At 44.0% G+C, this 26111-nt stretch carries 27 protein-coding genes and 4 tRNA genes; 22 read left to right on the top strand and 9 right to left on the bottom strand.

Annotated elements, in window-relative coordinates; translation table 11 throughout:
- Nucleotides 1-7 precede the first annotated feature (7 nt).
- The gene (locus tag NYE22_RS22865; RefSeq protein ID WP_249852435.1) at nucleotides 8-1222 is read left to right on the top strand and encodes an MFS transporter; all 1215 of its coding nucleotides are present in this window, start codon (nucleotides 8-10) and stop codon (nucleotides 1220-1222) included.
- A gap of 32 nt (nucleotides 1223-1254) precedes the next feature.
- Here the strand turns inward: NYE22_RS22865 and NYE22_RS22860 are convergent, their stop codons facing one another.
- The gene (locus tag NYE22_RS22860; RefSeq protein WP_342412214.1) at nucleotides 1255-2094 is read right to left on the bottom strand and encodes a pentapeptide repeat-containing protein; all 840 of its coding nucleotides are present in this window, start codon (nucleotides 2092-2094) and stop codon (nucleotides 1255-1257) included.
- 146 nt (nucleotides 2095-2240) lie between these two features.
- Between NYE22_RS22860 and NYE22_RS22855 the strand changes: the two genes are divergently transcribed.
- Both NYE22_RS22855 and NYE22_RS22850 read left to right on the top strand, forming a co-directional pair.
- The gene (locus NYE22_RS22855) at nucleotides 2241-2630 is read left to right on the top strand and encodes a nuclear transport factor 2 family protein (protein WP_161621088.1); all 390 of its coding nucleotides are present in this window, start codon (nucleotides 2241-2243) and stop codon (nucleotides 2628-2630) included.
- Between the two features lie 67 nt (nucleotides 2631-2697).
- Nucleotides 2698-3486, top strand: a complete 789-nt coding sequence (locus NYE22_RS22850; RefSeq protein ID WP_101502638.1) for a hypothetical protein — start codon at nucleotides 2698-2700, stop codon at nucleotides 3484-3486.
- A gap of 37 nt (nucleotides 3487-3523) precedes the next feature.
- Here NYE22_RS22850 and NYE22_RS22845 read toward each other — a convergent pair whose 3' ends face one another.
- Together NYE22_RS22845 and NYE22_RS22840 are read right to left on the bottom strand one after the other, a co-directional pair.
- Entirely contained in the window at nucleotides 3524-4261 is a 738-nt protein-coding gene (locus tag NYE22_RS22845; protein ID WP_101502637.1) for a MerR family transcriptional regulator, read from the bottom strand.
- Between the two features lie 160 nt (nucleotides 4262-4421).
- Nucleotides 4422-5732 (bottom strand): MFS transporter, encoded by a 1311-nt coding sequence (locus NYE22_RS22840; protein WP_161986519.1) that lies wholly within the window; start codon nucleotides 5730-5732, stop codon nucleotides 4422-4424.
- A 100-nt stretch (nucleotides 5733-5832) separates the two neighbouring features.
- Between NYE22_RS22840 and NYE22_RS22835 the strand changes: the two genes are divergently transcribed.
- Nucleotides 5833-6153 (top strand): hypothetical protein, encoded by a 321-nt coding sequence (locus NYE22_RS22835; protein WP_003226899.1) that lies wholly within the window; start codon nucleotides 5833-5835, stop codon nucleotides 6151-6153.
- A gap of 11 nt (nucleotides 6154-6164) precedes the next feature.
- Entirely contained in the window at nucleotides 6165-6611 is a 447-nt protein-coding gene (locus NYE22_RS22830) for a DUF6376 family protein (protein WP_003226901.1), read from the top strand.
- Nucleotides 6612-6643: 32 nt separating this feature from the next.
- On the opposite strand, the gene NYE22_RS22825 is transcribed toward NYE22_RS22830, so the two are convergent.
- Nucleotides 6644-7573, bottom strand: coding sequence for a manganese-dependent inorganic pyrophosphatase (locus NYE22_RS22825; protein WP_342412213.1), 930 nt, complete (start codon nucleotides 7571-7573; stop codon nucleotides 6644-6646).
- A gap of 204 nt (nucleotides 7574-7777) precedes the next feature.
- Between NYE22_RS22825 and hypR the strand changes: the two genes are divergently transcribed.
- On the top strand, nucleotides 7778-8155 hold the full coding sequence (hypR, locus tag NYE22_RS22820; RefSeq protein WP_003242487.1) for a transcriptional regulator HypR: 378 nt from the start codon (nucleotides 7778-7780) through the stop codon (nucleotides 8153-8155).
- Between the two features lie 29 nt (nucleotides 8156-8184).
- On the opposite strand, the gene cotF is transcribed toward hypR, so the two are convergent.
- Nucleotides 8185-8667, bottom strand: a complete 483-nt coding sequence (gene cotF / locus NYE22_RS22815) for a spore coat protein CotF (protein WP_003243364.1) — start codon at nucleotides 8665-8667, stop codon at nucleotides 8185-8187.
- 145 nt (nucleotides 8668-8812) lie between these two features.
- Here cotF and NYE22_RS22810 point away from each other — a divergent pair, with 145 nt between their 5' ends.
- From NYE22_RS22810 to rplI, 4 genes are all read left to right on the top strand, one after another.
- Nucleotides 8813-8962, top strand: coding sequence for a hypothetical protein (locus tag NYE22_RS22810; protein WP_003226909.1), 150 nt, complete (start codon nucleotides 8813-8815; stop codon nucleotides 8960-8962).
- Nucleotides 8963-9188: 226 nt separating this feature from the next.
- Entirely contained in the window at nucleotides 9189-10118 is a 930-nt protein-coding gene (locus NYE22_RS22805; protein WP_003243969.1) for a YybS family protein, read from the top strand.
- 36 nt (nucleotides 10119-10154) lie between these two features.
- The gene (gene gdpP / locus NYE22_RS22800) at nucleotides 10155-12134 is read left to right on the top strand and encodes a cyclic-di-AMP phosphodiesterase GdpP (RefSeq protein WP_003242517.1); all 1980 of its coding nucleotides are present in this window, start codon (nucleotides 10155-10157) and stop codon (nucleotides 12132-12134) included.
- Entirely contained in the window at nucleotides 12131-12580 is a 450-nt protein-coding gene (gene rplI, locus NYE22_RS22795) for a 50S ribosomal protein L9 (protein ID WP_003226915.1), read from the top strand. The genes gdpP and rplI overlap by 4 nt, the downstream gene beginning before the upstream one ends.
- Nucleotides 12581-12616: 36 nt before the next feature.
- On the opposite strand, the gene NYE22_RS22790 is transcribed toward rplI, so the two are convergent.
- From NYE22_RS22790 to NYE22_RS22780, 3 genes are all read right to left on the bottom strand, one after another.
- Nucleotides 12617-14668, bottom strand: a complete 2052-nt coding sequence (locus NYE22_RS22790) for a glycosyltransferase family 39 protein (RefSeq protein WP_342412212.1) — start codon at nucleotides 14666-14668, stop codon at nucleotides 12617-12619.
- Between the two features lie 105 nt (nucleotides 14669-14773).
- A complete protein-coding gene (locus NYE22_RS22785; RefSeq protein WP_003226917.1) occupies nucleotides 14774-15982 on the bottom strand; it encodes a CynX/NimT family MFS transporter in 1209 nt (402 codons plus the stop codon).
- A 72-nt stretch (nucleotides 15983-16054) separates the two neighbouring features.
- Complete coding sequence (locus NYE22_RS22780) at nucleotides 16055-16195, bottom strand: YycC family protein (protein ID WP_003242786.1); 141 nt, start codon at nucleotides 16193-16195, stop codon at nucleotides 16055-16057.
- Between the two features lie 120 nt (nucleotides 16196-16315).
- Between NYE22_RS22780 and NYE22_RS22775 the strand changes: the two genes are divergently transcribed.
- Nucleotides 16316-16519 carry a hypothetical protein gene (locus tag NYE22_RS22775; protein ID WP_003244312.1) on the top strand — a complete coding sequence of 68 codons (204 nt, stop codon included), beginning with the start codon at nucleotides 16316-16318 and terminating at the stop codon, nucleotides 16517-16519.
- Between the two features lie 47 nt (nucleotides 16520-16566).
- Here NYE22_RS22775 and NYE22_RS22770 read toward each other — a convergent pair whose 3' ends face one another.
- Nucleotides 16567-16767: a DUF2188 domain-containing protein gene (locus NYE22_RS22770; protein WP_003226922.1), complete on the bottom strand. Its 201-nt coding sequence runs from the start codon at nucleotides 16765-16767 to the stop codon at nucleotides 16567-16569.
- A gap of 169 nt (nucleotides 16768-16936) precedes the next feature.
- On the opposite strand from NYE22_RS22770, the gene dnaB reads away from it, so the two are divergent.
- The 11 genes from dnaB (at nucleotide 16937) to walI (ending at nucleotide 26106) form a co-directional block, all read left to right on the top strand.
- Nucleotides 16937-18301 carry a replicative DNA helicase gene (dnaB, locus tag NYE22_RS22765; protein WP_003226923.1) on the top strand — a complete coding sequence of 455 codons (1365 nt, stop codon included), beginning with the start codon at nucleotides 16937-16939 and terminating at the stop codon, nucleotides 18299-18301.
- A gap of 120 nt (nucleotides 18302-18421) precedes the next feature.
- Nucleotides 18422-18841 carry a VOC family protein gene (locus NYE22_RS22760; protein WP_342412211.1) on the top strand — a complete coding sequence of 140 codons (420 nt, stop codon included), beginning with the start codon at nucleotides 18422-18424 and terminating at the stop codon, nucleotides 18839-18841.
- A 205-nt stretch (nucleotides 18842-19046) separates the two neighbouring features.
- Entirely contained in the window at nucleotides 19047-20339 is a 1293-nt protein-coding gene (gene purA, locus NYE22_RS22755; protein ID WP_003226929.1) for an adenylosuccinate synthase, read from the top strand.
- A 224-nt stretch (nucleotides 20340-20563) separates the two neighbouring features.
- Nucleotides 20564-20639: transfer RNA gene (locus NYE22_RS22750), tRNA-Lys, on the top strand.
- 9 nt (nucleotides 20640-20648) lie between these two features.
- A tRNA-Glu gene (locus tag NYE22_RS22745) sits at nucleotides 20649-20720 on the top strand.
- 81 nt (nucleotides 20721-20801) lie between these two features.
- Nucleotides 20802-20878 (top strand) — tRNA-Asp (locus tag NYE22_RS22740).
- A gap of 35 nt (nucleotides 20879-20913) precedes the next feature.
- Nucleotides 20914-20986: transfer RNA gene (locus NYE22_RS22735), tRNA-Phe, on the top strand.
- A 383-nt stretch (nucleotides 20987-21369) separates the two neighbouring features.
- Nucleotides 21370-22077 (top strand): cell wall metabolism DNA-binding response regulator WalR, encoded by a 708-nt coding sequence (gene walR, locus NYE22_RS22730; protein ID WP_003244363.1) that lies wholly within the window; start codon nucleotides 21370-21372, stop codon nucleotides 22075-22077.
- Nucleotides 22078-22084: 7 nt separating this feature from the next.
- A complete protein-coding gene (gene walK, locus NYE22_RS22725) occupies nucleotides 22085-23920 on the top strand; it encodes a cell wall metabolism sensor histidine kinase WalK (RefSeq protein ID WP_009968432.1) in 1836 nt (611 codons plus the stop codon).
- The gene (gene walH, locus NYE22_RS22720) at nucleotides 23910-25277 is read left to right on the top strand and encodes a WalRK two-component regulatory system regulator WalH (protein ID WP_046664054.1); all 1368 of its coding nucleotides are present in this window, start codon (nucleotides 23910-23912) and stop codon (nucleotides 25275-25277) included. The genes walK and walH overlap by 11 nt, the downstream gene beginning before the upstream one ends.
- Nucleotides 25264-26106 carry a WalRK two-component regulatory system regulator WalI gene (gene walI / locus NYE22_RS22715; protein ID WP_064671690.1) on the top strand — a complete coding sequence of 281 codons (843 nt, stop codon included), beginning with the start codon at nucleotides 25264-25266 and terminating at the stop codon, nucleotides 26104-26106. The genes walH and walI overlap by 14 nt, the downstream gene beginning before the upstream one ends.
- The last annotated feature ends 5 nt before the right edge of the window (nucleotides 26107-26111 follow it).

The following is a 26111-nucleotide window of genomic DNA, read 5'->3' as shown; positions in this document are numbered from 1 at the left end:
AGTCCCGATGACATACATTCGAAAAGGCACACCGGTTTTTCGAAAAATTACGTTTGCTTTCTTCGCTGCGGGTTTCAATACATTTGCGATTCTATATTGCGTACAGCCGCTCATGGAGGAATTCACGCGGGAATTTCATGTAACGCCTACTGCGGCGAGTCTTTCTTTATCTGTTACCACAATGCTGTTAGCTGTGTGCATGCTTGTCTTTGGTTCATTATCCGAGGTGTGGGGGCGCAAGCCGATTATGGGTATTTCCATGCTGGCCGCATCGGTTCTCTGTCTGGCATCGGCCTTCAGTCCGAACTTTCATACACTGCTCGTATTGAGAACCGTTCAAGGCGTTGCGCTCGCAGGCCTTCCGTCGATTGCGATGGCTTATCTTGGGGAAGAAATTGAACCCGGAAGTCTTGGATCAGCGATGGGGCTATATATCAGTGGAAATGCAATCGGCGCCGTTTTCGGAAGGATCGTTTCCGGGCTCCTGAGCGAGTACTTGAATTGGCATATAGCGATGGGATCAATTGGTGTCATTAGTTTGATTGCTAGTATTATATTTTTTATGAATTTGCCGCCATCCAGGCATTTTACGCCAAGAAAATTGAAGCTCGGGAAATTGGGAATGTCTCTGATCGGCCACTTGAGGGACCGTAAATTATTCAGCTTGTTTCTCATTGGTTTTTTGCTGCTCGGAAGCAATGTTGCATTGTTTAATTACATTGTGTATGTGCTGTTGGGCCCGCCGTATTCGCTTAATAAAGCATTTGCCAGCTGGATATTTATTGTGATGATTGTAGGCATTTTCAGCTCGTCTTTCATTGGAAGAATGGTTGATCAATATGGCTATCCAAAAATATTGGTGATGAATATTTTCATCGTCATTGCAGGTGCGTTATTTACGATAAACAATATGCTGGCAGTGAAAATTCTGGGGATTGCCCTCTTTACATTCGGTTTTTTCGGAGGGCATTCAGTTGCCAGCAGCTGGGTGGGCAGGAGAGCCCTTCTCAACAAAGCACAGGCTTCATCGCTGTATTTGTTCTTTTATTACGCCGGTTCAAGTGTTTTCGGAACAATCGGAGGGCTATTCTGGTCTGCTTTTCACTGGCTGGGCGTTGTCGGTATGATCACCTTCATGCTGCTGGTTGCGTTATGGCTGTCGGGATACTTGGCAAGAAGTGTGAAAATGCCGGATAAAAGGAACGAAAAAGGATTGAATTGATCAGTAAAAAAGGACCGTTAGCAGGTCCTTTTTTAATTCCAATGGGCAGGGATTCGTAAAGACGGCGGCAGCTTTGTGTTCGAATCGCCGTTGGCGGCGTTCACCTGTGCCTGTGTCAGAAAGATGCTCCCGGTCAGGTCGGCGCCGCTGAGATCAGCGTCTCTCATATCTGCACCGATAAAGTCTGTCATTCTCAAATCGGCATTTCTCAGATCGGCGGCTATGAGCAGCGCCCCTCTTAGGTTTGCTCCTCGCAGATCAAGCCCTTTCAGTTTCGCGCCGATCAGGACACTTCCTCGGCTGACCTTTTTCGGGAGTTTTGGATGGCGGGCTTGGGCACGCACCAGCTCACTTGTTTTTAACAGCCATTCATTGACCTCAGCTCGATGCTCGTCCACCTGCAGTGTCAGCAGGCGTTCTTTGCTGAGTCTGGTGAGCTTTTCTATTTTTTCGAAACTGGTTCTCAGTTCGGGATGAATCGGCTTGGCTATATCTATAGAAAGAGCTTCATGTAAATACCAGAGTATTTCGTGCAGCTGCTGCATGATAGGAAAAACGTCAAACATCTGGTTGGCCGTTTCGGGGCTGCTTCGCCAATCCTTTCCCTCATAAGTGATTTGGGATACTTTTTGGCCGGCGCCAAAGCATTCATATGCAGAGCAGCCTCGAAATCCTTTTTCTCTGAGATCTTTATGTATAGAACATTGATAGTTTGATTGTAAGTTGCGGCAAGGCGTGTCCCCGTCTTTATCAAAAGCAAAATCTGCCGACTTCGCATAAGGCAAGGCGACACAGCACAGGCCAAAACAGTGCTGGCAATCCGCACTTAAATCATGATGTATATTGTCATGTAACGTTACTTCCGCAGACAATAATGTTCACCCCCTTCACTTGGGTACTTTGTTAAATATATCTATTTGATTATATAGGAAAAAAGGATACTTTTCATTTTGTTTTCACGGTTTCAGTGGTCTAGCAATGTATAATATATCCAATCATGATGATTGGGGGAATTCATTTGGAACAGCAATTGAAAGACATCATCTCTGCGTGTGATTTGGCAATCCAAAATGAAGATTTTGATACACTGATGAATTATTATTCGGAAGATGCCGTTTTAGTTGTGAAGCCGGGCATAATCGCGCGAGGCAAAGAAGAAATCAAAAAAGCGTTTATCACGATTGCGAACTATTTCAATCATCATATTGTCCCGACACAAGGGGAAATGATCATGCTGGAAGCAGGTGACACGGTACTCGTCCTTTCTCAGACACTGCTTGATTCGGATAAAAAGGACTCCGAGTATGCGATGGAAAGAAGGGCGACCTATGTATTTAAGAAGAATGCGCAAGGCGAGTGGCTTTGTGTAATCGATAACTCATATGGTACGGATTTAATTGGTGTGTAAGATATGTCTTTGATGTGCCATTCCTGCATATAATGATTCATTCAGCTGATTAGGGAAGGTGACACAATTGAATGTGTATGACATCAGAATGGCTCCTTATTGGTTTTATGAAAGCAGAGGACTTGTTCAACATCCATACGTATTTCGGCAGCCTGTCTCCTCACGTGCAATCATTGCATCTACTCGCGGCGATGTAACGGGAGACGGTGTTATTGACGAGGTCTTTCTAACTGGAAATCAAATGCCCGGCAGCCCGTTATGGAGAAATATCACATTGGTGATCCGTGATGGCAGAACCCATCAGGAGCAGCAGATTCAGCTTCAAAACAATATGGGATACAATCCGTCACTTTTTCTGGGGGATATGACAGGCGACAAGATTGAGGATGTGGCAGTGGTAATAGATACAGGGGGAAGCGGCGGTGCTATTTATGCATACGTGTTTGCCTATCTAAACAGGCAGTTTCGGCGAATTTTCAATTCAGATGTATTGAATGATGAATTAAAGTACAGTGTGAGGTATCAAAATCAATATAAAGCGAGCGTCATCAGTCATCAGCAAAACGAAATGTATATCCTCGACCTTACTTACAAAGGCAGGGAATATTTGAATGAGATTTATAACAGCCAAGGTGTGTTAAAAATGCCGATAGAAGGATGGGTGAATCCTTTATCGGGCTTGTATCCGGTTGATTTTGACAGAGACGGCGTATACGAATTTTTGGCGTACCAGCGGATAGCGGGAAGGTATAACGCCGACTCATTGGGATATGTTCAAACCGTATTAAAATGGAACGGACGGCGTTTTGTCGTTGACCGGCAGAATGTTTCGATTGTTGGCGGTGCTGTCTTGTAATCCTGATGGCTGTCACCCTATAAAGGGTGACAAAACACTACAGGTGTTCTGCAACGACAACCAAATAATAAGATAAACCGGCTTGCTGCTCTTCTAACATTCCTCTATGGAAATCATCTTGCATAAAAAAACGTGTTTGTTTTACGTAATCTTCTTTACTTGTCGGATGCCCGTTCTGATTTAGGAACTTAAGATGATTCATGACATGCTCTTGCACGGAAGGGTCATGATACGTTACACCATTTCTTAAAAAATCAGCCATCCTATCAAGAAAATGTTTAGCCTCTATTGCCATTTTGTTCATTTCATCGACATTGATTGTATGTGTATCCAATTCAAAATCGTAACGCTCTTTTAAATACCCATTTTGTTCTGCTAAAGATTGTTTCCATTCTTCAGCGCTTTCAAATCCTTTAAACATTACCTTATGATCCATGTTTTCGCCTTTTCTCGTGTATTCTAAAGATGTGTTGACTGTTTGAATGAGACGCTGATACTTTTCAATTTTCTTTTCAAACAGCTTTTTTTGTTTTTCTAATGTACTTGTTCTTTCAGCATCCTCTTTTAGTAATGTTTTGATTTCTGACAAAGGAATATCTAATTCTTTGTAAAAAAGGATTTCCTGCAGTCTTTTTAGTTCTTCAACACCATAGTACCGATATCCGGCTTCGCTTATTTCCTTTGGGGCTAGCAAGCCGATTTTGTGGTAATGATAAAGCGTTTTGATTGTGACATTCGCAATATTGGATAGTTCTTTTACTGTTAATTTCACCATCTGACTCCTCCTTTCTTCTTTCACTATGAGGCCTTACCTTTGGTTGGAGTCAAGGATAAAATGGTGGTGTTTTCGTCTGAGAACAGCCTAGTGAATGTTGGGAGAAAGAAAATAACACCTGGCGGATTCAAAGAAAAGAGTGCTTTTCAGTAAGCACTCTTCATTCCAGTTTAATTCGTTTTACATCCCCTAATACAAACACATAAAAAACCAATCCCAGCAACAGCACAAAACCAGCTACCAGAAAGCTGAGGGTAAAGGAGCCTGTCACATCAAACAAATACCCTGTCAGTGACGCAGCAATAATGCCTCCGAACAGGTTGTTTGCGAGATTCACCATGGAGCTCAGCATGGATACGGAACCGATCGGCGCGAGTTCTGCGGAGATGGACCAGCCGACCGGAGCGGTTGCGGAAATTCCAGCGAGTCCGATGGAAATGCAAATAATGGCTACGGTAATATTGTTCGTCAGAATGGATCCTAAAAAGAAAAAGCCAAAGCTCATTCCGACTATGATGACGGTTCGGTACACCTTGGTGTTAGGATAGCCTTTCTTAATAAAATAATCGACGAGCCAGCCGCCGACGGCAATTCCGGAAATGGTTGAGATCAGCCACGGCACTGCTGTAAATAAACCGGACGACATGAGATCCATACCGTATGTATGTTTAAAGAAAGTCGGAAGCCAGGTGAGCAGCAGGTTGAATGTATACCCGTACCCTGTAAATCCGATCATTAAGCCCCATACTTTTCGATTGGTGAAAAGCTTTTTTAAAAGCGGGCCCGTTTTGTAAGGGATTTGCTCTGTTGTAATGGCATTGTGTTTTTGAATATAGTTTAGTTCACTTTTAGAAATGCGTTTGTGCCGTTCAGGCTGTTCATAATACTGCCAGAAAAAGATCGTAAACAGCACATTGATGCATCCAATCGTCAAAAAAGCGACACGCCAGTCAAATGTTGTGACAAGAAAGGCGACCAATGGCGCGCCGATTACATTTGAAAACTTGGCGGCCGAATCGAACAGTGAGTTTGCCAATCCCCGCTCACTTGGAGGAAACCAGAGAGCGGTTGCCTTAGAGGCAGCAGGGAACGCAGAGGCGCTCGTCAGCCCAATGAGAAACCGGAACAGATACAACAGCAATTTTCCTTGCAAAAAAGCAAGAAGGATCGTTAAAAAGCTCCATATTGTCATTCCAACCCTCGTGACCCATGCGACCCCAAAACGGTCCAGCAAACTTCCGACAGGCAGCTGCATCAGTGTATAGGAATAGGTGTAAATGGAAAACACGATGCCGAGTTCAGTTGCAGTAAGGTGAAACGAATCTTGTATCGCAGGGGCCGCTACCGAGATGGCCACTCGGTCAAAATAATTAAGAATAATAATGCCGCTAAGTAACGAAGATATGTACCATCTGGTATGCCCAGGCCGTTTCAAGCGCTCTTGACTCATGATGAAAACCTCCTCTGTCATAGCATGATCTCCTGATAGAAAAACCATTCAAATTTTAAATACCACAGCGCGCTTTTATATAAACGGCAGGAATTTGACTGGAACAGATCGGTGCTTTAGAATGAAAGTAATAAAAATGAACACTCCAAAGGGGAGTAGCTTTCACAGTAAAGTCGTCATTACGGGACAAGGTGTCCTCGGCTTTGCTGGCAATCTCATTGTTAGCGAGACCTTTGCCAAATCTGATTTGGTGAAGGTCTTTTTGTTTCAGGAACTTCACCAAATTGGTGGAGTTTTTTCATTTTTATCAAAAAGGGAGAGGAGCATCAGAATGTCTAAGCTGAAAAAGTGGCTGAAGCGTGAATTGGTGAGGAAAGGGCTGCCGTTAGCGAAAGAGAAATTGATTCCGATCTTAAAAGAAAAAATGAAAAAGAAACGATGAGGGGGCTGAAGATGAAGATCATTTTGACAGTACTTGCCGGAGTGGGACTTTTGAGTGCAGGCGGATGCGGCATGCTTGATCAGGTGAACGACGGATTGAACTATACGAGTGAAGCAGCTGGTTATGTGGAGAAGGTGAAGACATTTGCAGAGGAAGCGCCTGAATTGGCTGAGAAAGCTGTAAATGACACCGAGGCGAAAGAAAAACTTGAAGCGCAGCTTGAGTCGATTCAGAAGGCTGCCGCTGATTTTAATGAATTAACGCCGCCTGATGCCGCAGCGGAGATTCATCAAACCATTCAGGAACATAACAAAACCTTGCAGAAAAGCGCTGAAGATGTGTTGAAACAAGCCGAGGAAGGCAAGGTATCGCTTAAAGAATTGGAGCAGTCAGACCTGGTCCAAAACGCAAAGCAAATTACTGATGTGATGGGACAAATTGAGAAGCTGGGTGAATAAGAAAAAGCATCCCGACGCGGGATGCTTTTTGCTTATTCAGCCATTGCGTCTGTTAAGACAGGAACGACTTGTTTTTTACGGGAAACAACGCCTTTTAAGAGGGCTGTGTTGTTTTCTAATGTAACGTTGAACGCTTTTTCCACTTTCGCTGCTTCGTTACCGATTGCAAGAGCAAGTGAATCATTTTCTAAGATATCTGTGATAACGAGAAGGAACAGATCAAGATTCTTCTCAGCCACAACTTTTGAGATCACAGCTTCTAATTCAGCTTGGCGTTTTTTTACATCTTCAATGTTCACTGTGTTTACTTGTGCGATTTCGACTTTCTTGCTGCCGAGTGTAAATTCTTTCGCATCAAGAGAAATGAGCTCTTCCACTGTTTTTTTGCTTAGATCAGCGCCTGCTTTCAACATGTTCAAGCCGTATTCTTCAGCATTTACTCCAGCGATCTCCGCAAGCTCTTTTGCTGCTGCTACGTCTTGGTCCGTGCAAGTTGGAGATTTAAATAACAGGGAATCAGAAATGATCGCAGACAGCATAAGGCCGGCAATTTCTTTCTCGATTTTCACGTTATTCTCTTTGTACATTTTGTTTAAGATGGTAGCCGTACAGCCTACAGGCTCAGCACGATAGTAAAGCGGCTCAGCTGTTTCAAAGTTAGCGATGCGGTGATGGTCGATAACCTCTAAAACCTGAACCTCTTCAATGTCTTTGATGCTTTGCTGGCGTTCGTTATGGTCAACCAGGATAACGCCGTTTACTTCGTTTGCAGCTGTTTCAACAAGACGCGGGCTTTCTTGTTTGAAATAGTCAAGCGCGTATTGTGTTTCGCCGTTGACTTGTCCGAGGCGGACAGGCTCAGCATTGAAGCCGAGTTTGTTTTTCAAATCAGCATAAGCAATCGCAGAACAAATCGTATCTGTATCTGGGTTTTGGTGTCCGAAAATAAGTATCTTTTCCATGATAGCTCCTATCCTTTTTTAAGTAGTGTAATCTTTATATAGTTTAACACGTCTTGCTGCAGGTGTAATCATGCAAACCCTTAAAAATTGATGTGAATAAGAAGCATTTTCTTTGAGCTGAGAAGAAAAGCTGTGTAAAATACTGGGTAGCTTAGTTGCAAAATGTAATGTAGTATCAAAAAAGGTACTATTGGAGGGTCAAGAATGAGTGAAAAAAAGAATATATACCCGAACAAAGAAGGCTGTCCAGTTGAATTCACTCTAGATGTCATTGGCGGAAAGTGGAAAGGAATTCTTTTTTATCACATGATAGATGGCAAGAAACGATTTAATGAGTTTCGGCGAATCTGCCCGAGTATTACTCAAAGAATGCTTACTCTCCAGCTGAGGGAGCTGGAAGCGGACGGCATCGTGCACCGTGAGGTTTATCACCAGGTGCCGCCCAAGGTAGAGTACTCTCTGACGGAATTTGGGCGCACGCTTGAACCGATTGTTTTGCAAATGAAAGAATGGGGAGAATCCAACAGAGACGTGCTGGAATCTTATCGTTCGAACGGCTTAGTGAAGGATCAGCAGAAATAGCAGCAAAGGGAACTCCTTTGCTGCTTGTTTTATTTCATTGAAATGGCTCTGTTGGCGTTTCTGACATCGTTTTTCAACAGTTCAGAAAGGTTGTAAGACGGATAATATCCATGCTGATACATGTATCGATAAACTTGGGCGTGCAGCTGGATGGCAGCATTCAGCTGTTTGACCAGTACGTTTCTTAATTGAGGTGTTGCTGTTTCTGTAATTGCGATGGCATAGCTGCGGACAGATGTTTTGGCAAAACCGAGCAGGTCACCGCTGTAAAATGGGTTATCTGCGCGTTCTTCTTCCTCATCCTCTCTGTGCGGAGCCTGTGGAAAGAACGGAAGAAGCTCTCTCAAATTTTGCTCAACACCCTGAATAGACACGTTATAAAGCTGTCTGAGCTGAGGGTCTTTTACTTCTCTTATCATTTTCTTCAGTTTAATGAGTCCGTTTGATTGAAAAGCAACCAGCTCGTGCATTTCTAATGTTTCATGCCAAGCCAATGTTCTGCGTTCATCCATGTGAAAATTCTCCTTTATCGATCAGATTCCATATCAGCATATGCCCAACGCTCAATGTTGTTCATGATGTTTTGAAGTTTTTAAAAAGGGAAATTCACCTTATATAGGATACGGGTTGAGAACATGAACAAAGAGGTGAAACACAATGTGGGACATGATAAAGAACTTTTTCTTGTTTAGCAGCGGCGTTCTGCAAGCAACAACCCTTTTACTGGTGATCTTAATTTTTATGTATGTCAGAAAAACGAAAAAGAAAAACAAGGAATCTTCTGGCTTTATGGATGATAAACATTAATTGTGATGGGCATTCTTTTCAAAGAATGTCTTTTCCTTTTTCATGTTTCACATGAAACATTAGCGTCATTTTACTTGCGATTTGGACTTATGTTAAAATATAAAAGTAAAATTTAGAGTTGATATAAAAACATTCGGTGCAAAGCATGTTGCAGCGATGAAAAAAAGAGCAGTCGTTTATGCTGCTCTTTTCTATTCGTATGTTCAGGATGATACGAGGTGACTAAGTGAAACAAACGAGAGCTTTAATGGAAGGTGCTATTTTAATCAGTCTGTTTGCGATCATTACGCTTCTGGTCGTTTATGTTCCTGTGATTGGAACAATTCTGTTATTTGCACTGCCGCTGCCAATGATCTTGTATACGATCAGACATGGATTGAAGCTAGGGATATGGATGGGCGCTGTCAGTCTTCCGGTTGTTTTTATTGTCGGGTCCTTTAACGGGCTTATTGTAGCTTTTATGTCAGCTTGCGCCGGCATTGCCATGGGACATTTTTTCAAAAGGAAAGAGCCCGGGCACGCCATTATTTCGGGCGCTCTTATTTATATGCTTAGTATTGTCTTCTATTTTGTGATAAGCATTCAGTTTTTGGGTATCAATATCATTGATGAGGCAATGACACAATACCGGCAATCTCTTGATATTGTAGAAACTGTAGCGAAGCAGTCGGGCAATGCTGGGCAGTTTGAGAAGCAATTAAAACTGATGGAAGAACAATTGGGTATCGTTCAATATCTTTTTCCAACAGCTATTGTGATGGTAGGAGTTATTTTTTCTTTCCTCAGTTACCTTATCGCTAAGCCGCTCTTAAGGCGATTCTCCCCCGATATTCCTAATCTAAAGCCTTTTAGAGAGTTGAAGTTTCCGCAAAGTGTTGTAGTACTGTATTTGATTATTGTCATGCTTTCATTTTTGCCTTTAGAAAAAGGCCAAATGCTGTACTCTATCGCTTTAAATGGGGAGTTTATACTCGGGTTTCTGATTTTCATCCAAGGGTTATCATTTATCTTTTTCTATTGCCATAAGAAACAATATCCAAAGGCTGCGGCTGTGATTGCTGTCATACTTGGATTTGTGCATCCGGTCTTCATGGCAGCCATTCGCATTTTAGGCGTTTTAGATATGGGCTTTCATATAAGGAATAAGGTGAAGTGAACATGAGTTTTACTCACATGGTGGGGAGTGATAGAAATGCCAAGCTTTTATGAAAAACCGCTGTTTCGGTATCCCATCTATGCATTGATTGCTCTGTCAATTATTACAATCCTCATCAGCTTTTATTTTAACTGGATATTAGGAACCGTCGAAGTGCTGCTGCTGGCAGTTATTTTGTTTTTTATTAAGCGTGCTGATTCTCTTATTCGACAAGAGATTGATGCTTATATTTCTACGTTGTCCTACAGGTTGAAAAAAGTCGGTGAAGAGGCATTGATGGAAATGCCGATTGGAATCATGCTTTTTAATGACCAATATTATATAGAATGGGCAAATCCGTTTCTTTCCTCTTGTTTTAATGAAAGCACTTTAGTGGGGAGATCACTTTACGATACTTGTGAATCGGTAGTGCCGCTTATCAAACAAGAGGTGGAATCGGAAACGGTTACATTGAATGACCGCAAGTTTAGGGTTGTCATCAAACGGGATGAGCGTCTGTTATATTTCTTTGATGTAACAGAACAAATTCAGATTGAAAAGCTATATGAAAACGAAAGAACCGTCTTGGCATATATTTTCCTTGATAACTATGATGATGTGACACAAGGATTGGATGACCAGACGAGAAGCACGATGAACAGCCAGGTGACATCTTTGCTGAACGCTTGGGCGCAGGAGTACGGGATCTTCTTGAAAAGGACGTCTTCAGAACGCTTTATCGCTGTACTTAATGAACACATCTTAACTGAACTCGAAAATTCGAAGTTTTCGATTCTTGATGAAGTGCGGGAAAAAACCTCATTTGACGGTGTAGCGCTGACGTTAAGCGTCGGTGTCGGGGCTTCAGTCTCTTCCCTGAAAGAACTTGGCGATTTGGCGCAATCCAGCTTGGACTTAGCACTGGGACGCGGCGGAGACCAGGTAGCCATTAAGCTGCCAAACGGCAAGGTGAAGTTTTACGGCGGTAAAACAAACCCAATGGAGAAACGAACAAGGGTGCGGGCCCGCGTGATTTCTCACGCCTTAAAGGAAATCGTCACCGAAAGCAGCAATGTGATTATCATGGGGCATAAATTCCCCGACATGGATTCTATCGGCGCAGCGATCGGGATTTTAAAGGTGGCTCAGGCAAATAACAAAGATGGTTTTATCGTGATTGACCCAAACCAAATCGGATCAAGTGTGCAGCGTTTGATTGGGGAAATCAAAAAATATGAAGAACTGTGGTCAAGATTTATTACGCCTGAAGAAGCAATGGAAATTTCCAATGATGACACACTGCTTGTGATCGTTGATACACATAAGCCGTCACTCGTCATGGAGGAACGGCTGGTCAATAAAATTGAACATATCGTGGTCATCGACCATCACCGCAGAGGTGAGGAGTTTATCAGAGATCCGCTGCTCGTTTATATGGAACCATACGCTTCTTCCACAGCGGAATTGGTGACAGAGCTGCTTGAATATCAGCCGAAGCGCTTAAAAATCAATATGATTGAAGCAACAGCCCTATTAGCTGGTATAATAGTGGATACAAAGAGCTTTTCTCTCCGCACGGGCTCGCGGACTTTTGATGCGGCTTCTTATTTAAGGGCAAAAGGCGCCGACACGGTGCTGGTGCAGAAGTTCCTGAAAGAAACCGTTGATTCCTATATTAAACGGGCGAAGCTGATCCAGCATACGGTCCTCTATAAAGATAACATTGCGATTGCTTCTCTTCCTGAAAATGAAGAGGAATACTTCGATCAAGTGCTGATTGCGCAGGCTGCCGATTCGCTGCTGTCGATGAGTGAGGTTGAGGCTTCATTTGCGGTGGCGAGACGGGATGAACAAACGGTTTGTATCAGTGCGCGGTCGCTTGGCGAGGTAAATGTTCAGATCATCATGGAGGCCCTGGAAGGCGGAGGGCATTTAACAAATGCGGCGACTCAGTTGTCCGGCATTTCAGTTTCTGAAGCGCTGGAACGGCTGAAGCACGCCATAGATGAGTATTTTGAGGGAGGCGTACAGAGATGAAGGTTATTTTCTTACAAGATGTAAAAGGAAAAGGAAAAAAAGGCGAAGTCAAAAACGTAGCAGACGGTTATGCGCATAACTTTCTAATTAAAAAAGGCCTCGCGGTTGAAGCGAACGCGTCAAACATCAGCGCGCTAAACGGACAAAAGCAGAAAGAGAAAAAAGAAGCCATTGCTGAGCTTGAGCAGGCTAAGAGCTTGAAAGAGACATTAGAAAAACTGACTGTTGAGCTTAGCGCAAAATCAGGTGAGGGCGGCCGTTTATTTGGTTCAGTGACAAGCAAGCAAATCACTGAACAGCTCCAAAAAGACCATAACATTAAAGTAGATAAGCGGAAGCTTGAACTGCCGGACGGCATTCGTGCATTAGGATATACAAACGTGCCTGTGAAGCTGCATCCTGAAGTGCAGGCTGTGTTAAAGGTACATGTAAAAGAAGAAGCTTAATAGAAAAGAGGCTTGGATTCATCCAAGCCTCTTTTTTTATTCCACGAGATAAAGAGTTTGCTGGCTTTCTCCGCCAGGTCCTCTTCGCATTCCCTGCACGCTGTTTGTGCTGCTGGAGGAACCGCTGTACTCGTCAGATGTTATTTCTTTTCCGTTTTTCTTAATCCAGGAAACAAGTTCGCTGTTGCCTGAGTTGTTTTCTGACAGAAGGAAGTATTTCACTTTGCCTTCTTTGATCAGTTTTTTCAGTTCCGACACAGTCAGAATGGGATCCGTGCCGTTAAACCCGCCCATTGCCATAACAGATTCATTTTCGTAAATGATGTATGGCGCAGCTGTTACGGTTGTCAAAGTAGCAAATAAATATTCTTCGCCGGTATTGTGTTTTCTCAGATAGGACAGGAGCCCGCTGTCGACCTCTGAAGAGAACATGTTCCCGCCGTTTGCTGAGCCTTTGAGCTGCGGGCCGGATTCAGGAAGGACGCTGTTGCCACCGTATAGAAGCGGCGTTGCTGACCAGTAAACTGGTGTGAGAAGCAGAACGCACAAGCTGATGATGGTCAGCAGCTTACTGAACGGATGGCTGCGTTTAAGCATCAGAAGTGCAAGGGTGATGCCCAGTCCTAAGAGCCCCAGGACATACATCCATACACTGCCGATTTGGCTTGTATAAGCGCTCAGAATATATATCTGAAACACGGCTGTGATCAAGACGGCTGCCGGCAGAAGATAGCTGGACCAGTCTTTATTATTTTTGTATAAGCGGTGCATCGTATACCATCCGATACCAGAAAGGGCGGCAATCGGCGGTGCCAGCATAATCAAATAATACTGGTGGAAGAATCCTGCGATGCTGAAGAAACCAGCCACGGGAACAAGCCAAGCCGCCCAGAATAGCGTTTCTTTCATTTTAGCAGCATGTCCGCGGCGATCACGGTACCAGCTGACGATTGCGCCCAGTAATCCGATCAATGAGAATGGAAGCATCCAGCTGATTTGGCCGGAAAGTGCTGATTGGAAAAGACGAAGCGGGCCAGGATCACCGGTGCCGAACATATTCATGCTTTTTCCGCCGCCAGGCCCTCCATTTCCAGGCCCGTTGCCACCTGTGGGAGGTGTGCCTCCGCCTCCATTGAGAGCGCCGGTTTGTCCGTTAGGCGGCTGAGGCGCCTGTGAATGGTTTCCGAATGATTGATTTCCGTTCTGAGAAAAAGATGAACCGTTGCCATTTGGCGCTTGCATGTTGTCTTGATTCTGCATGTTCCCTCCGCCAGCAGCATTCATATCACCCTTTGCAAGGCCCGTAGTTTGCCCAAGCAGACGCTCTGTGCCGTTGTAGCCAAAGGCCAGTTCTAGCACTGAGTTAGTCTGGCTGCTTCCTACATAAGGCCGGCTTGAGGAAGAGGCTGAATCCACTGCAATCGCCCATGAGAGTGAAAGGCCTGTCAGAAGGACAAGAGACAGAAGCAGGGACCCGATTTTTTTCTTTAGAGAAACCCGAGATGCAACTAGGTAGAATAACACAAATGCAGGCAATACCATAAACGCTTGCATCATCTTCATATTAAAGGCGAGCCCAATTAGGGCAAATGCCATCAGCAGCCAAACCAGCTTGCCTTGTTTTACTGCCCTAAGCAGACAAGCTGAACCGAGCAATAAGGTAAAAACAAGCATGCTGTCGATATTGTTTGTCCGGCTGACAGCTACTGCGATAGGGGTCAGTGCCATGACAAGTGCGGCAATGCGGGCCGCTCCAATTCCAAAAGTCGGCTTAATCATTCTGTAGAGAAGGAATACAGACCCAACTCCGGCAAGAGCCTGGGGAATGATGACACTCCACGTGTGAACACCGAAAATCAGTGCGAAAATCGTTTGAATCCATAACACGACAGGAGGCTTATCTACTGTCACAAATCCAGAAGGGTCAAATGACGCATAAAAGAAATTATGGAAGCTTTGCGTCATGCTTTTTACAGCCGCCAAATAGTACTGGTTCGCTGTGTCCTCCTGCCAAATGTGATACGTATTCAAAAAAGCTGCTCCCAGCAAAATAAAAATAAGGGCTGCGTCGAATCGTTTGGTTTTCATCGTTTTTCACCTCTTTATGGTGTCTAATTGTAAAAAACAAATATGAAAAACTTATGAATAAACCATAAATATTCAAAGAAAAAAGCGGAGATATTTTCCCCGCTTTTATGCTGAATTTCTTTGTTTTTCTGACTGAAAAATGTATCGATCTCGTCCGGCTCCCTGTCCAGCTGCTCCCATTACGATCAGGGCAGCAATGAGAAGCACAATCGGCATCGTCCAAGAATGCGTCTGGTCAAAGAGATAGCCGACAAAGATTGGCCCGACTGCTGCCAGCAGGTAGCCGAATGACTGAGACATGCCTGACAGCGCAGCGGCCTGTTGGGCATTTTCACTGCGGAGACCAATCAAAGTAAGGGCCAGACTAATGCTGGAGCCTTGCCCGATACCGATAATGATCATCCAGATGGCAAGCAATGTATGGCTTCCGCCCGCTAATAATCCGCAGAGGCCGATCAGATAAACTGAGGCCAGCGCCGCAACGATACCGCGCTGCTGTTTCACACGGTCAGCTAAAACTGGCGTCAGAAAAGTGGAAGGCAGACTCGCAAATTGCATGAGTGATACCATCCATCCGGCTGTTGCCGTATCAATCCCGTGTGAACGGAGAATTTCAGGAAACCAAGCGATGCTGCTGTAAAATAAAAACGATTGCAGGCCCATAAAGATGGTGACATACCATGCCATTTTGGAAGCCCAAATGGAACTGGATTGCAGCTTCATTGTCTGGTTTGCCGTATCTCGATGGCGCAGCTGAGGTATCCAGATCAGCAATGCAAGCAAAGCCAGCCCGCCCCATAAGAGAAAGGCTTGTTTCCATCCGCCATTCATCTGGGTCGCTAAAGGAACGCTGACACCCGATGCTAAAGCTGCGAATATATTCATTGATGTCGTATACAGGCTGATCATGATCCCTGGCTTTTCAGGGTATTTATGTTTGATTAAGCTTGGCAAAAGTACGTTACCAATCGCAATCCCGACGCCGATAAGTGCCGTTCCGAAAAACAAAGCGGCAGTATAGCCGGTAGAACGAGTCAGAACACCGATCAGCAGTATCACGAGACCTAGCCATAAAGTTCGCTCATTACCGAGGCGCTGTCCAAGCTTAGGTGCAAGTGGAGAAAGAACTGCAAACGAAAGCAGCGGCAGTGCGGTCAAAAAACCGGCTGCCCCATTGGACATGTGCAGCTCTGCCCGGATAGAGCTAATGACCGGACCGACTGAAGTGATCGCGGGCCGTAAGTTAAAGGCGATAAAGATAATGCCGGTGATCAGCCAAAATGATTGGATTTTTTTATTATGTGGATGTGGCAAAGCAGTTACTCCTCTTTTCTAACATATACATGATATTATCCCGAAACAGGTAAGCAAGTATGTGAATGAAGGCTATGATTTGTCCTCTTTTTGCAGTTCAGCCATTTTGGCAAGCAGAATATGCTGAGGCATATGCATGATCTGTTCAAGCGGCAGATTCAAGGACTCTGCAAGCTTTTGTGCAGTTTCGGCAGAAATTTGCAAAGGTCTCATAAAAGATCCCTCCTCTCTTCTGTCCATTGTACAAGAATCAGATGTGAAATGTAAGAAGATGTCACAAAGGAATAGAGCAATCGGAAAATGACCGTTATAAAAGAGGTAAGGAGGGTTCTTATGCACGCACCGTTATCCTTATTAAAACAAATGCTGAAGGAACACCAAATAGACACTGAAAAAGCTGTCACTTTCGAAGAATATATAGCAATGAGGTTAAAGCTTCAGGAGCTGATGGGGAAATTTGCTTCGATCGGGGAGTGGGATCTGTATCAAAAAGCGGCAGATTTGATGATGCACATAGGCATCCAATGGATGAAATAAACCGATAACCGCTAAAAAACCCTCGCTGCAGCGAAGGCTTTCATTCATTAAAATGAGTGTTCTTCTTCCACATTTTTAAACTGGTCATAAATTACAAGCTTAGACGGACTGTTTTCCTTAGCCACCTGTTTGGCCTTTTCAATAGCGGCGTCTTTAGACGTATACAAAGCTGTCGGCGCTACATTCTCCACCTCAATAAACCAGCCGTCCGCATCAACATTAGGCGTAATCGCATATTTCTTTATCATCTTTCATTCCTCCCTCATGTTTTATTGCATTTTTCCCGCCTTGTTACTGTCCGAAACGATCCAATCTGCTAACTGAAAAAAACAGGAAACAGACAATTTTTCTATTTTTTTTCTGTAGAAATGGTAGAATGGAGGTTGGAGATTTTTTAATGAGAGGACGGTGCTTAGCATGACAGACCTTCTGAATGACCGGCTTCCTCCGCAAAATATAGAAGCCGAACAAGCCGTGTTAGGCGCTATTTTTTTACAGCCGTCTGCTTTAACACTGGCTTCAGAAGTATTGATTCCAGATGATTTCTATAGAATGTCCCACCAAAAAATCTATAATGCGATGCTGGTGCTCGGTGACCGAGGTGAACCGGTTGATCTGGTGACAGTAACATCAGAGCTTGCGAACACAGACCTGCTGGAAGAAGTAGGCGGCATTTCATATTTGACAGATATCGCAAACTCGGTGCCGACAGCGGCTAACATAGAATATTACGCGAAAATCGTTGAGGAAAAATCGATTCTTCGCCGATTAATCAGAACTGCGACAACGATTGCTCAAGACGGGTATACCCGTGAGGATGAGGTCGAGGATTTACTCAGTGAAGCGGAAAAAACGATTATGGAAGTGGCACAGCGCAAAAACACGAGTGCCTTCCAAAATATTAAGGACGTCCTTGTCCAGACCTATGATAATATCGAACAGCTTCACAATCGAAAAGGTGATATCACGGGAATTCCAACAGGGTTTACGGAGCTTGACCGGATGACTGCGGGTTTCCAGCGCAACGACTTGATCATTGTGGCTGCCCGTCCTTCAGTAGGGAAAACAGCCTTTGCCCTGAACATCGCACAAAACGTGGCGACAAAGACCGATGAGAGCGTAGCGATTTTCAGTCTTGAGATGGGTGCAGAGCAGCTCGTTATGCGTATGCTCTGTGCCGAGGGAAATATCAATGCCCAGAATCTCCGTACAGGTAACCTGACCGAAGAGGATTGGGGTAAGCTGACGATGGCAATGGGAAGCCTGTCGAACAGCGGGATTTACATCGACGATACACCGGGTATTCGAGTGAGTGAAATCCGTGCCAAGTGCCGCCGCTTGAAGCAGGAAAGCGGGCTGGGCATGATTTTGATCGATTACCTGCAATTGATTCAGGGAAGCGGTCGTTCAAAGGACAACCGTCAGCAGGAAGTATCTGAAATTTCCCGTGAACTGAAGTCGATTGCCAGGGAGCTGCAAGTCCCTGTTATCGCGCTTTCTCAGCTTTCCAGGGGTGTTGAGCAGCGTCAGGATAAACGTCCGATGATGTCTGATATCCGGGAATCAGGAAGTATCGAGCAGGACGCGGATATTGTCGCGTTCCTTTATCGTGATGACTACTATGACAAAGAAACCGAGAATAAAAATATTATCGAAATTATTATCGCCAAACAGCGTAACGGCCCGGTAGGAACCGTGTCTCTTGCGTTCGTAAAAGAATACAACAAATTCGTCAACCTGGAACGGCGTTTTGACGACGCAGGCGTTCCGCCCGGCGCATAAGCCCCAAGAGCTGCTCTTGGGGTTTTTTTCATTCGAAAGATGGAAGAAATACCGTTCGCTCAGCGGATGAAAAATTGAAAGCGTTTTAATAAAATGGTGCAAAAAGGAGATGGTAACAATATGGGAAAACGTTTTTCGTCTTTTCAAGCAGCACAAATCCGAATTGCGCGTCCTACGGGCCAGCTTGATGAGATTATTCGTTTTTACGAAGAGGGACTGTGTTTGAAACGAATAGGAGAATTTTCAAAGCATAACGGGTATGACGGTGTCATGTTCGGCCTTCCTCATGCCGATTATCATTTAGAATTCACCCAGTATGAAGGGGGAAGCGCTGCCCCCGTTCCCCATCCCGACAGCCTTCTTGTTTTTTATGTGCCGAATGCAGATGAACTGGCAGCGATCACTTCAAAGCTAAAACACATGGGCTATCAAGAGGTCGAATCAGAGAACCCGTACTGGAGCAATGGCGGCGTGACGATAGAGGACCCGGACGGCTGGCGGGTCGTTTTTAAGAATTCAAAAGGGATATCAGACAAATGATTCTTTCTTGTGCTAAAGGATGAAAGTTTCACAAGCTTTTTATGACAAAGCAGTGAGAAAACGCTTATAAAACGAATGGAAGCGAACGAATATAGATTTACAATAATTTAATGTTCGGATTTACAATTGACTTTCTGTTTCTTCACTGATAAACTTGATTTGTTTGAATAGAATCGTTTTGAAAGGTTAACGGAGGTGCACGGACATGTCTTCAGTAGTTGTAGTAGGTACGCAATGGGGCGATGAAGGAAAAGGTAAAATTACAGATTTCCTATCAGAAAATGCAGAAGTGATCGCCCGTTATCAAGGCGGAAATAACGCAGGGCATACAATCAAGTTTGACGGAATTACATATAAGCTTCACTTAATCCCGTCTGGAATTTTCTATAAGGATAAAACGTGTGTAATCGGAAACGGAATGGTTGTAGATCCGAAAGCATTAGTCACAGAGCTTGCGTATCTTCATGAGCGCAACGTGAGTACAGATAACCTGAGAATCAGCAACAGAGCTCACGTCATTCTGCCGTATCATTTGAAATTGGATGAAGTGGAAGAAGAGCGTAAAGGGGCTAACAAGATCGGCACAACGAAAAAAGGAATCGGTCCTGCTTACATGGATAAAGCAGCCCGCATCGGAATTCGCATCGCGGATCTGTTAGACCGTGACGCGTTTGCGGAAAAGCTTGAGCGCAATCTTGAAGAAAAAAACCGTCTTCTCGAGAAAATGTACGAGACAGAAGGGTTTAAACTTGAGGATATCTTAGACGAATATTATGAGTACGGCCAGCAGATTAAAAAATATGTTTGCGATACATCTGTTGTCTTGAACGATGCTCTTGATGAAGGGCGCCGTGTATTATTTGAAGGCGCACAAGGGGTTATGCTCGATATCGACCAAGGAACATACCCGTTTGTTACGTCATCTAACCCGGTTGCCGGCGGTGTCACGATCGGTTCTGGTGTCGGCCCGACCAAAATCAAGCACGTTGTCGGTGTATCAAAAGCATATACGACTCGTGTCGGCGACGGTCCTTTCCCGACTGAGCTGAAAGATGAAATCGGCGATCAAATCCGTGAAGTCGGACGCGAATATGGAACAACAACAGGCCGCCCGCGCCGTGTCGGCTGGTTTGACAGCGTTGTTGTCCGCCACGCCCGCCGTGTGAGCGGAATTACAGATCTTTCTCTGAACTCAATTGACGTCCTAACAGGAATTGAAACGTTGAAAATCTGTGTGGCATACCGCTACAAAGGCGAAATCATTGAAGAATTCCCAGCAAGTCTTAAGGCACTTGCTGAATGTGAGCCGGTATATGAAGAAATGCCAGGCTGGACTGAGGATATTACAGGTGCGAAGAGCTTGAGCGAGCTTCCGGAGAATGCGCGCCATTATCTTGAGCGTGTGTCTCAGCTGACAGGCATTCCGCTTTCTATTTTCTCTGTCGGTCCAGACCGCTCACAAACAAATGTCCTTCGCAGTGTGTACCGTGCGAACTAAATAGAATATGTCTGCAAGCCCCTATTTAAGGGGCTTGTTTTTTGTTTGAAAGCCGCATATAAGTTGGTCTGAGAAAAAAATATGAAAAAAAACCAAAAAAGTTATTGCCACTTCTATTTGTTCGTGATATTATAAATCTCGTTGTTACGGAAACTGCTTCAATAGAGTACAAGATGAGAACTAGATTTAAGTCGTTTGCTCTATAGAAATTCCGACATCTTTAAGAGCCATTAGCTCAGTTGGTAGAGCATCTGACTTTTAATCAGAGGGTCGAAGGTTCGAGTCCTTCATGGCTCACCATTTCGTGAAGGCCCGTTGGTCAAGCGGTTAAGACACCGCCCTTTCACGGCGGTAACACGGGTTCGAATCCCGTACGGGTCATTGATTTACTTTAGCGTTATTGCTAAATTCCTTATTTGTCTGTGAGAGCTGACACGACAGCTCTCCGGGCAATTACTGTAAGGTCCGGTAGTTCAGTTGGTTAGAATGCCTGCCTGTCACGCAGGAGGTCGCGGGTTCGAGTCCCGTCCGGACCGCCATTTTACTTTACTTAGTAGAGAAAAATAAAACATTTGGCTCGGTAGCTCAGTTGGTAGAGCAACGGACTGAAAATCCGTGTGTCGGCGGTTCGATTCCGTCCCGAGCCACTTACCAAACGCATCTGCAATCGTAGGTGCGTTTTTTCTTTTAGGAAAAAGGCAAACATGAGGAGTGTTATAATAGAAGAAAAAGGGAGAACCGGCCCTGCGGCCGGTTCAAAGAAGAAGACGTCATTGATAAAGACGCACTCCGGTGAGGGGAGGTTTCAATAAAGTTATCTTTTTTAAAAAAAGTTGACCAGCATGACAATAGATAAACAACTGGCGATAAAGGTGAAACATGTGTTTTTTTTCTAAACCTTTATTTTTTTTATCTTTTGACCTTAAACCGTTATAATAGACAAGGACCCATTCTTTACATGGGCCATAAGTGATGAAACGAATGTTATATAGATGAAATGAAGTCATTCGGCAGGAGGAAAATCAAAATGATGGATAAAAAGATCCTTGTAGTAGATGATGAAAAACCGATTGCAGATATATTGGAATTTAACTTAAGAAAAGAAGGCTATGAAGTGCACTGTGCCCACGACGGAAACGAAGCCGTTGAAATGGTAGAAGAGCTTCAGCCTGATTTAATTCTTTTAGATATTATGCTTCCGAATAAAGACGGCGTTGAAGTATGCCGTGAAGTCAGAAAGAAATACGATATGCCAATCATTATGCTGACGGCTAAGGATTCAGAAATTGACAAGGTTATCGGGCTTGAAATCGGTGCTGATGACTATGTCACAAAACCATTCAGCACACGCGAGCTCTTGGCACGTGTAAAAGCGAACCTGCGCCGCCAGCTGACAACAGCGCCTGCGGAGGAAGAGCCTTCCTCTAACGAGATTCATATCGGCTCTCTCGTCATCTTCCCTGACGCGTACGTTGTATCAAAACGAGACGAAACAATCGAATTGACTCATCGTGAGTTCGAATTGCTTCATTATTTAGCAAAACATATCGGACAAGTGATGACCCGTGAACATTTGCTTCAAACCGTTTGGGGCTATGATTACTTCGGCGATGTCAGAACGGTTGACGTAACAGTCCGCCGGCTTCGTGAAAAAATCGAGGACAACCCGAGCCATCCAAATTGGATCGTCACACGCCGTGGTGTAGGTTATTACTTGAGAAACCCAGAACAGGACTAATGCCCATATGAATAAGGTTGGTTTTTTTCGGTCGATCCAATTTAAGATTACCTTGATATATGTGCTTTTGATTATCATTGCCATGCAAATCATTGGTGTGTATTTTGTCAATCAGGTAGAGAAGTCGCTGATCAGCTCTTATGAACAATCGCTGAATCAGCGAATCGACAACCTTTCTTATTATATCGAACAAGAATATAAGAGCGATAACGACAGTACCGTCATAAAGGATGACGTCAGCCGTATTTTGAATGACTTCACGAAAAGTGATGAGGTTCGGGAAATTAGCTTTGTAGATAAAAGCTATGAAGTGGTCGGTTCTTCAAAGCCGTACGGTGAGGAAGTGGCTGGGAAACAAACGACCGATCTGATTTTCAAAAGAATTTTTTCTACCAAACAGTCGTATTTAAGAAAATATTATGACCCGAAAAGCAAAATCAGAGTTCTTATTTCCGCGAAGCCCGTCATGACTGAAAACCAAGAGGTTGTGGGCGCGATCTATGTTGTCGCGAGTATGGAAGATGTCTTTAATCAAATGAAGACGATCAACACGATACTGGCGTCCGGCACAGGTTTGGCACTTGTTTTGACGGCTCTTCTCGGTATTTTTCTGGCAAGAACCATTACCCACCCGCTTTCAGATATGCGAAAGCAGGCGATGGAGCTTGCGAAAGGGAATTTCTCGAGGAAGGTTAAAAAGTATGGACATGATGAAATTGGGCAGCTGGCCACAACGTTTAACCACTTAACGAGAGAGCTTGAAGATGCCCAGGCGATGACTGAAGGAGAACGCAGAAAGCTAGCCTCTGTCATTGCCTATATGACAGACGGCGTAATCGCCACAAACCGAAACGGAGCGATTATTCTCTTAAACAGCCCGGCGCTGGAGCTGTTGAACGTTTCACGTGAAACAGCCTTAGAAATGCCGATTACGAGTTTGCTGGGGCTTCAAGAGAATTATACTTTTGAAGATTTAGTGGAGCAGCAGGATTCTATGCTGCTTGAAATTGAGCGCGATGATGAATTAACGGTGCTTCGCGTGAATTTCTCTGTGATTCAAAGGGAACACGGCAAAATTGATGGTTTAATCGCTGTCATTTACGATGTAACCGAACAAGAGAAAATGGATCAGGAACGCAGAGAATTCGTTGCGAATGTATCACATGAGCTGCGGACGCCGCTTACGACAATGCGCAGCTATTTAGAAGCGTTAGCTGAAGGCGCGTGGGAAAATAAAGACATTGCTCCGCGCTTCTTAATGGTGACGCAAAATGAAACAGAGCGTATGATCCGGCTTGTCAATGATCTGCTTCAGCTGTCGAAATTTGACAGTAAAGATTATCAATTTAACCGGGAATGGATTCAGATTGTCCGGTTTATGTCACTTATTATTGACCGTTTTGAAATGACAAAAGAGCAGCATGTGGAGTTTATCCGCAATCTGCCGGACAGAGATCTGTATGTCGAGATTGACCAGGATAAAATAACGCAGGTGCTCGATAATATTATTTCTAACGCTTTAAAATATTCACCGGAAGGCGGACATGTCACGTTCTCGATTGATGTCAATGAAGAGGAAGAACTTCTCTATATCAGCGTGAAGGATGAAGGGATCGGCATTCCGAAAAAAGATGTCGAAAAAGTCTTTGACCGCTTCTACAGGGTGGATAAAGCGAGAACGAGAAAGCTTGGCGGCACCGGTCTGGGATTGGCGATTGCCAAGGAAATGGTACAGGCGCACGGTGGAGATATTTGGGCGGACAGCATAGAAGGAAAAGGCACGACGATTACATTTACTCTTCCATATAAAGAGGAACAAGAGGATGATTGGGATGAAGCGTGAAAATATAAAAACGATATTACTTACGGTACTCGTCGTCATCAGTCTTGTTTTTACATGGGGGATATGGACGTTCCAGCCAAACTTTTCTGAAGGCTCATCCTCAACAGAGTCTACTGTTCGTGTGAAACATAAAATCGAAAAAACCACCCAAAAGCTGTCTGAAACGGTAAGGCCAAGGGACATGTTTATCCATGATGACGGCGCTCATTACAAAGTGGATGACAATGCCCTCTATGAAGAAATTTGGTCTGACTTGCCGCATTGGGATGTGAAAGGAATTAAAGATATTTCGGATCAGTATGACAAGGCTGGATTCAAGAGCTGGTTTTATGGAATAGGCGGTTCTGAAGCCAAGCTTGACTTGCAATTCAGCGATACGATTCCGATTGATATTTTCCAAACGCTGTTTAAATGGTCTAATCAGTCGTTTGAATACAGTTCGTTTGACCATATTCTGATCCCGTTCAATGAAACAAAAGCAAACAAGAAAATCTATTTGGTGTCTTACAGCAAACAGCTCATTCTTGAAGTGACGGTTGAATCGGCAAACTACCGGAACATTATGAACGACTTGAAAAACAGGCAATCAAATATGCCGGCGTTCAGTTTGTTCTCCATTGGCTCAAAGAAAGAGTTCTTGCTGCCGAACAAACCGCTTACGATGGACAAAAAAGAATTTGTCACAGAATCGATTAAAACAAATACCTTTAAGCAGGCTTTGTTTAGTGATCCGAGCATTGTAAGAGAAGATTCGAATTACAACAACAGAAATGTGCTGACAGATGGGATCAGCCGTTTAGATGTGAATCTAAGCCAGCGACAGGTGCAATTCCAGCAGCGCAATTTGGTGCAGAGCACATCCTATCAAACAGGTGAGTTAATCAAAAAGAGCCAAAAATACCTTGAGGATACCGGAAGCTGGACGGATCACTATCAATTTTTCAGTATCAATGACAGCCAGCAGCTGAGCTTCTATATCTTTATGGATCAGATCCCGGTCATTAACAGCACCGCCAAACCTTTCGGAGCGACATCGGCGATTACGGTGCAATGGGCGAATGATGATATTCTCAGCTATAAGCGGCCGAATTACAGTCTCGGAACGAATCCGATTAAAACAAGTGAAACAGAGCTCATGAGCGGTAGCGAAGTGAAGATGCTGCTTTCGAAACAAACCGCTTATGATACGGACAAAATTGATCAGATCTTCCTTGCTTATCAATTGGTATCAACATCAACCAACGATGATCCTCTCGTTGAACTGGAACCGGTTTGGGCGATGAAAGTAAATGGAAAAATTGTGCCGATTACAAAGGACTTATTGAGGAAGGAGGGGGCTAACAGTGGAGTGGAATAAGACAAAATCAATCTTCATCGTTGCCTTCCTCATTTTAGATATTTTCTTAGGCTATCAGTTTTTTCAAAAATGGCAGGCTACCGGCAAAGAATATGAAGTCATTAAAAATGATGTCGAGCATGACATGAAGGCCGATCATATCACGTATGAAGGTTTGAATAAGGAAGCGACAGAAGGTTATCGGATCACGGCAAATCAAAAGTCTTTCTCCAAGGAGGAAATTGAGGCGCTGAAGGATCAAAAGCCTTTGATGGACATGCCTAGTGATGATCATAAAGTAACGAGCCTGAAAATGAAGTTTGCAAATCCCATCGCCCTATCTAAGAAGGATATCGAGGACGATGCCCAGGCACTTGTTTCTTCAAAGATTCAAGATGGCGAAAAATATAAGCTTTGGAAGGTTAATAAATCGAAGAAAGAAATTATTTTCTTCCAAACGTACGAAGGCCATTATATTTACCAAAAGACTGATAATCCCGCTAATATGATCGGGCAAGTGGTATTGCACTTAAACGGTAAAAACGAGGTTGTGTCATACGACCAGACTACGCTTGAGACCTTCAAGCAAATCCAGAAAGAAAGCTTAATTACTGAAATGGATGCGGTTGAGCTATTGTACTATCAAAATCAATTAAAAGAATACAGCACTGTGAAGAGCTGTAAATTCGGCTATGTAGCACAATATCCGCTGACAAGTACGCAGGTGCTGGCGCCGGTATGGAGAATTACGGTCGAGTACGAGAAAAAAGTGAACGGTGAGAAAAAGACAGTACAAGAGTATTTTACTGTGAATGCTTTGGAGAGTACGATTTTAGATACAGATCAATGAAAATA

The organism is Bacillus sp. FSL K6-1560 (assembly GCF_038592935.1).
Classification (GTDB): domain Bacteria; phylum Bacillota; class Bacilli; order Bacillales; family Bacillaceae; genus Bacillus; species Bacillus subtilis.
Note: the sequence above shows the minus strand (reverse complement) of the source record. Positions and strands in the feature narration are given on the sequence as shown.

What these genes read in the sequence shown, in the direction of transcription:
- NYE22_RS22865 (WP_249852435.1), top strand. Translation starts at nt 8, where the DNA reads ATGACATACATTCGAAAAGGCACACCGGTTTTTCGAAAAATTACGTTT.
- NYE22_RS22845 (WP_101502637.1), bottom strand. Translation starts at nt 4,261, where the DNA reads ATGGTGAAATTAACAGTAAAAGAACTATCCAATATTGCGAATGTCACA.
- NYE22_RS22840 (WP_161986519.1), bottom strand. Translation starts at nt 5,732, where the DNA reads ATGACAGAGGAGGTTTTCATCATGAGTCAAGAGCGCTTGAAACGGCCT.
- NYE22_RS22835 (WP_003226899.1), top strand. Translation starts at nt 5,833, where the DNA reads ATGAAAGTAATAAAAATGAACACTCCAAAGGGGAGTAGCTTTCACAGT.
- NYE22_RS22830 (WP_003226901.1), top strand. Translation starts at nt 6,165, where the DNA reads ATGAAGATCATTTTGACAGTACTTGCCGGAGTGGGACTTTTGAGTGCA.
- NYE22_RS22825 (WP_342412213.1), bottom strand. Translation starts at nt 7,573, where the DNA reads ATGGAAAAGATACTTATTTTCGGACACCAAAACCCAGATACAGATACG.
- hypR (WP_003242487.1), top strand. Translation starts at nt 7,778, where the DNA reads ATGAGTGAAAAAAAGAATATATACCCGAACAAAGAAGGCTGTCCAGTT.
- cotF (WP_003243364.1), bottom strand. Translation starts at nt 8,667, where the DNA reads ATGGATGAACGCAGAACATTGGCTTGGCATGAAACATTAGAAATGCAC.
- NYE22_RS22810 (WP_003226909.1), top strand. Translation starts at nt 8,813, where the DNA reads ATGTGGGACATGATAAAGAACTTTTTCTTGTTTAGCAGCGGCGTTCTG.
- gdpP (WP_003242517.1), top strand. Translation starts at nt 10,155, where the DNA reads ATGCCAAGCTTTTATGAAAAACCGCTGTTTCGGTATCCCATCTATGCA.
- rplI (WP_003226915.1), top strand. Translation starts at nt 12,131, where the DNA reads ATGAAGGTTATTTTCTTACAAGATGTAAAAGGAAAAGGAAAAAAAGGC.
- NYE22_RS22790 (WP_342412212.1), bottom strand. Translation starts at nt 14,668, where the DNA reads ATGAAAACCAAACGATTCGACGCAGCCCTTATTTTTATTTTGCTGGGA.
- NYE22_RS22780 (WP_003242786.1), bottom strand. Translation starts at nt 16,195, where the DNA reads ATGAGACCTTTGCAAATTTCTGCCGAAACTGCACAAAAGCTTGCAGAG.
- NYE22_RS22775 (WP_003244312.1), top strand. Translation starts at nt 16,316, where the DNA reads ATGCACGCACCGTTATCCTTATTAAAACAAATGCTGAAGGAACACCAA.
- NYE22_RS22770 (WP_003226922.1), bottom strand. Translation starts at nt 16,767, where the DNA reads ATGATAAAGAAATATGCGATTACGCCTAATGTTGATGCGGACGGCTGG.
- dnaB (WP_003226923.1), top strand. Translation starts at nt 16,937, where the DNA reads ATGACAGACCTTCTGAATGACCGGCTTCCTCCGCAAAATATAGAAGCC.
- NYE22_RS22760 (WP_342412211.1), top strand. Translation starts at nt 18,422, where the DNA reads ATGGGAAAACGTTTTTCGTCTTTTCAAGCAGCACAAATCCGAATTGCG.
- purA (WP_003226929.1), top strand. Translation starts at nt 19,047, where the DNA reads ATGTCTTCAGTAGTTGTAGTAGGTACGCAATGGGGCGATGAAGGAAAA.
- walR (WP_003244363.1), top strand. Translation starts at nt 21,370, where the DNA reads ATGGATAAAAAGATCCTTGTAGTAGATGATGAAAAACCGATTGCAGAT.
- walK (WP_009968432.1), top strand. Translation starts at nt 22,085, where the DNA reads ATGAATAAGGTTGGTTTTTTTCGGTCGATCCAATTTAAGATTACCTTG.
- walH (WP_046664054.1), top strand. Translation starts at nt 23,910, where the DNA reads ATGAAGCGTGAAAATATAAAAACGATATTACTTACGGTACTCGTCGTC.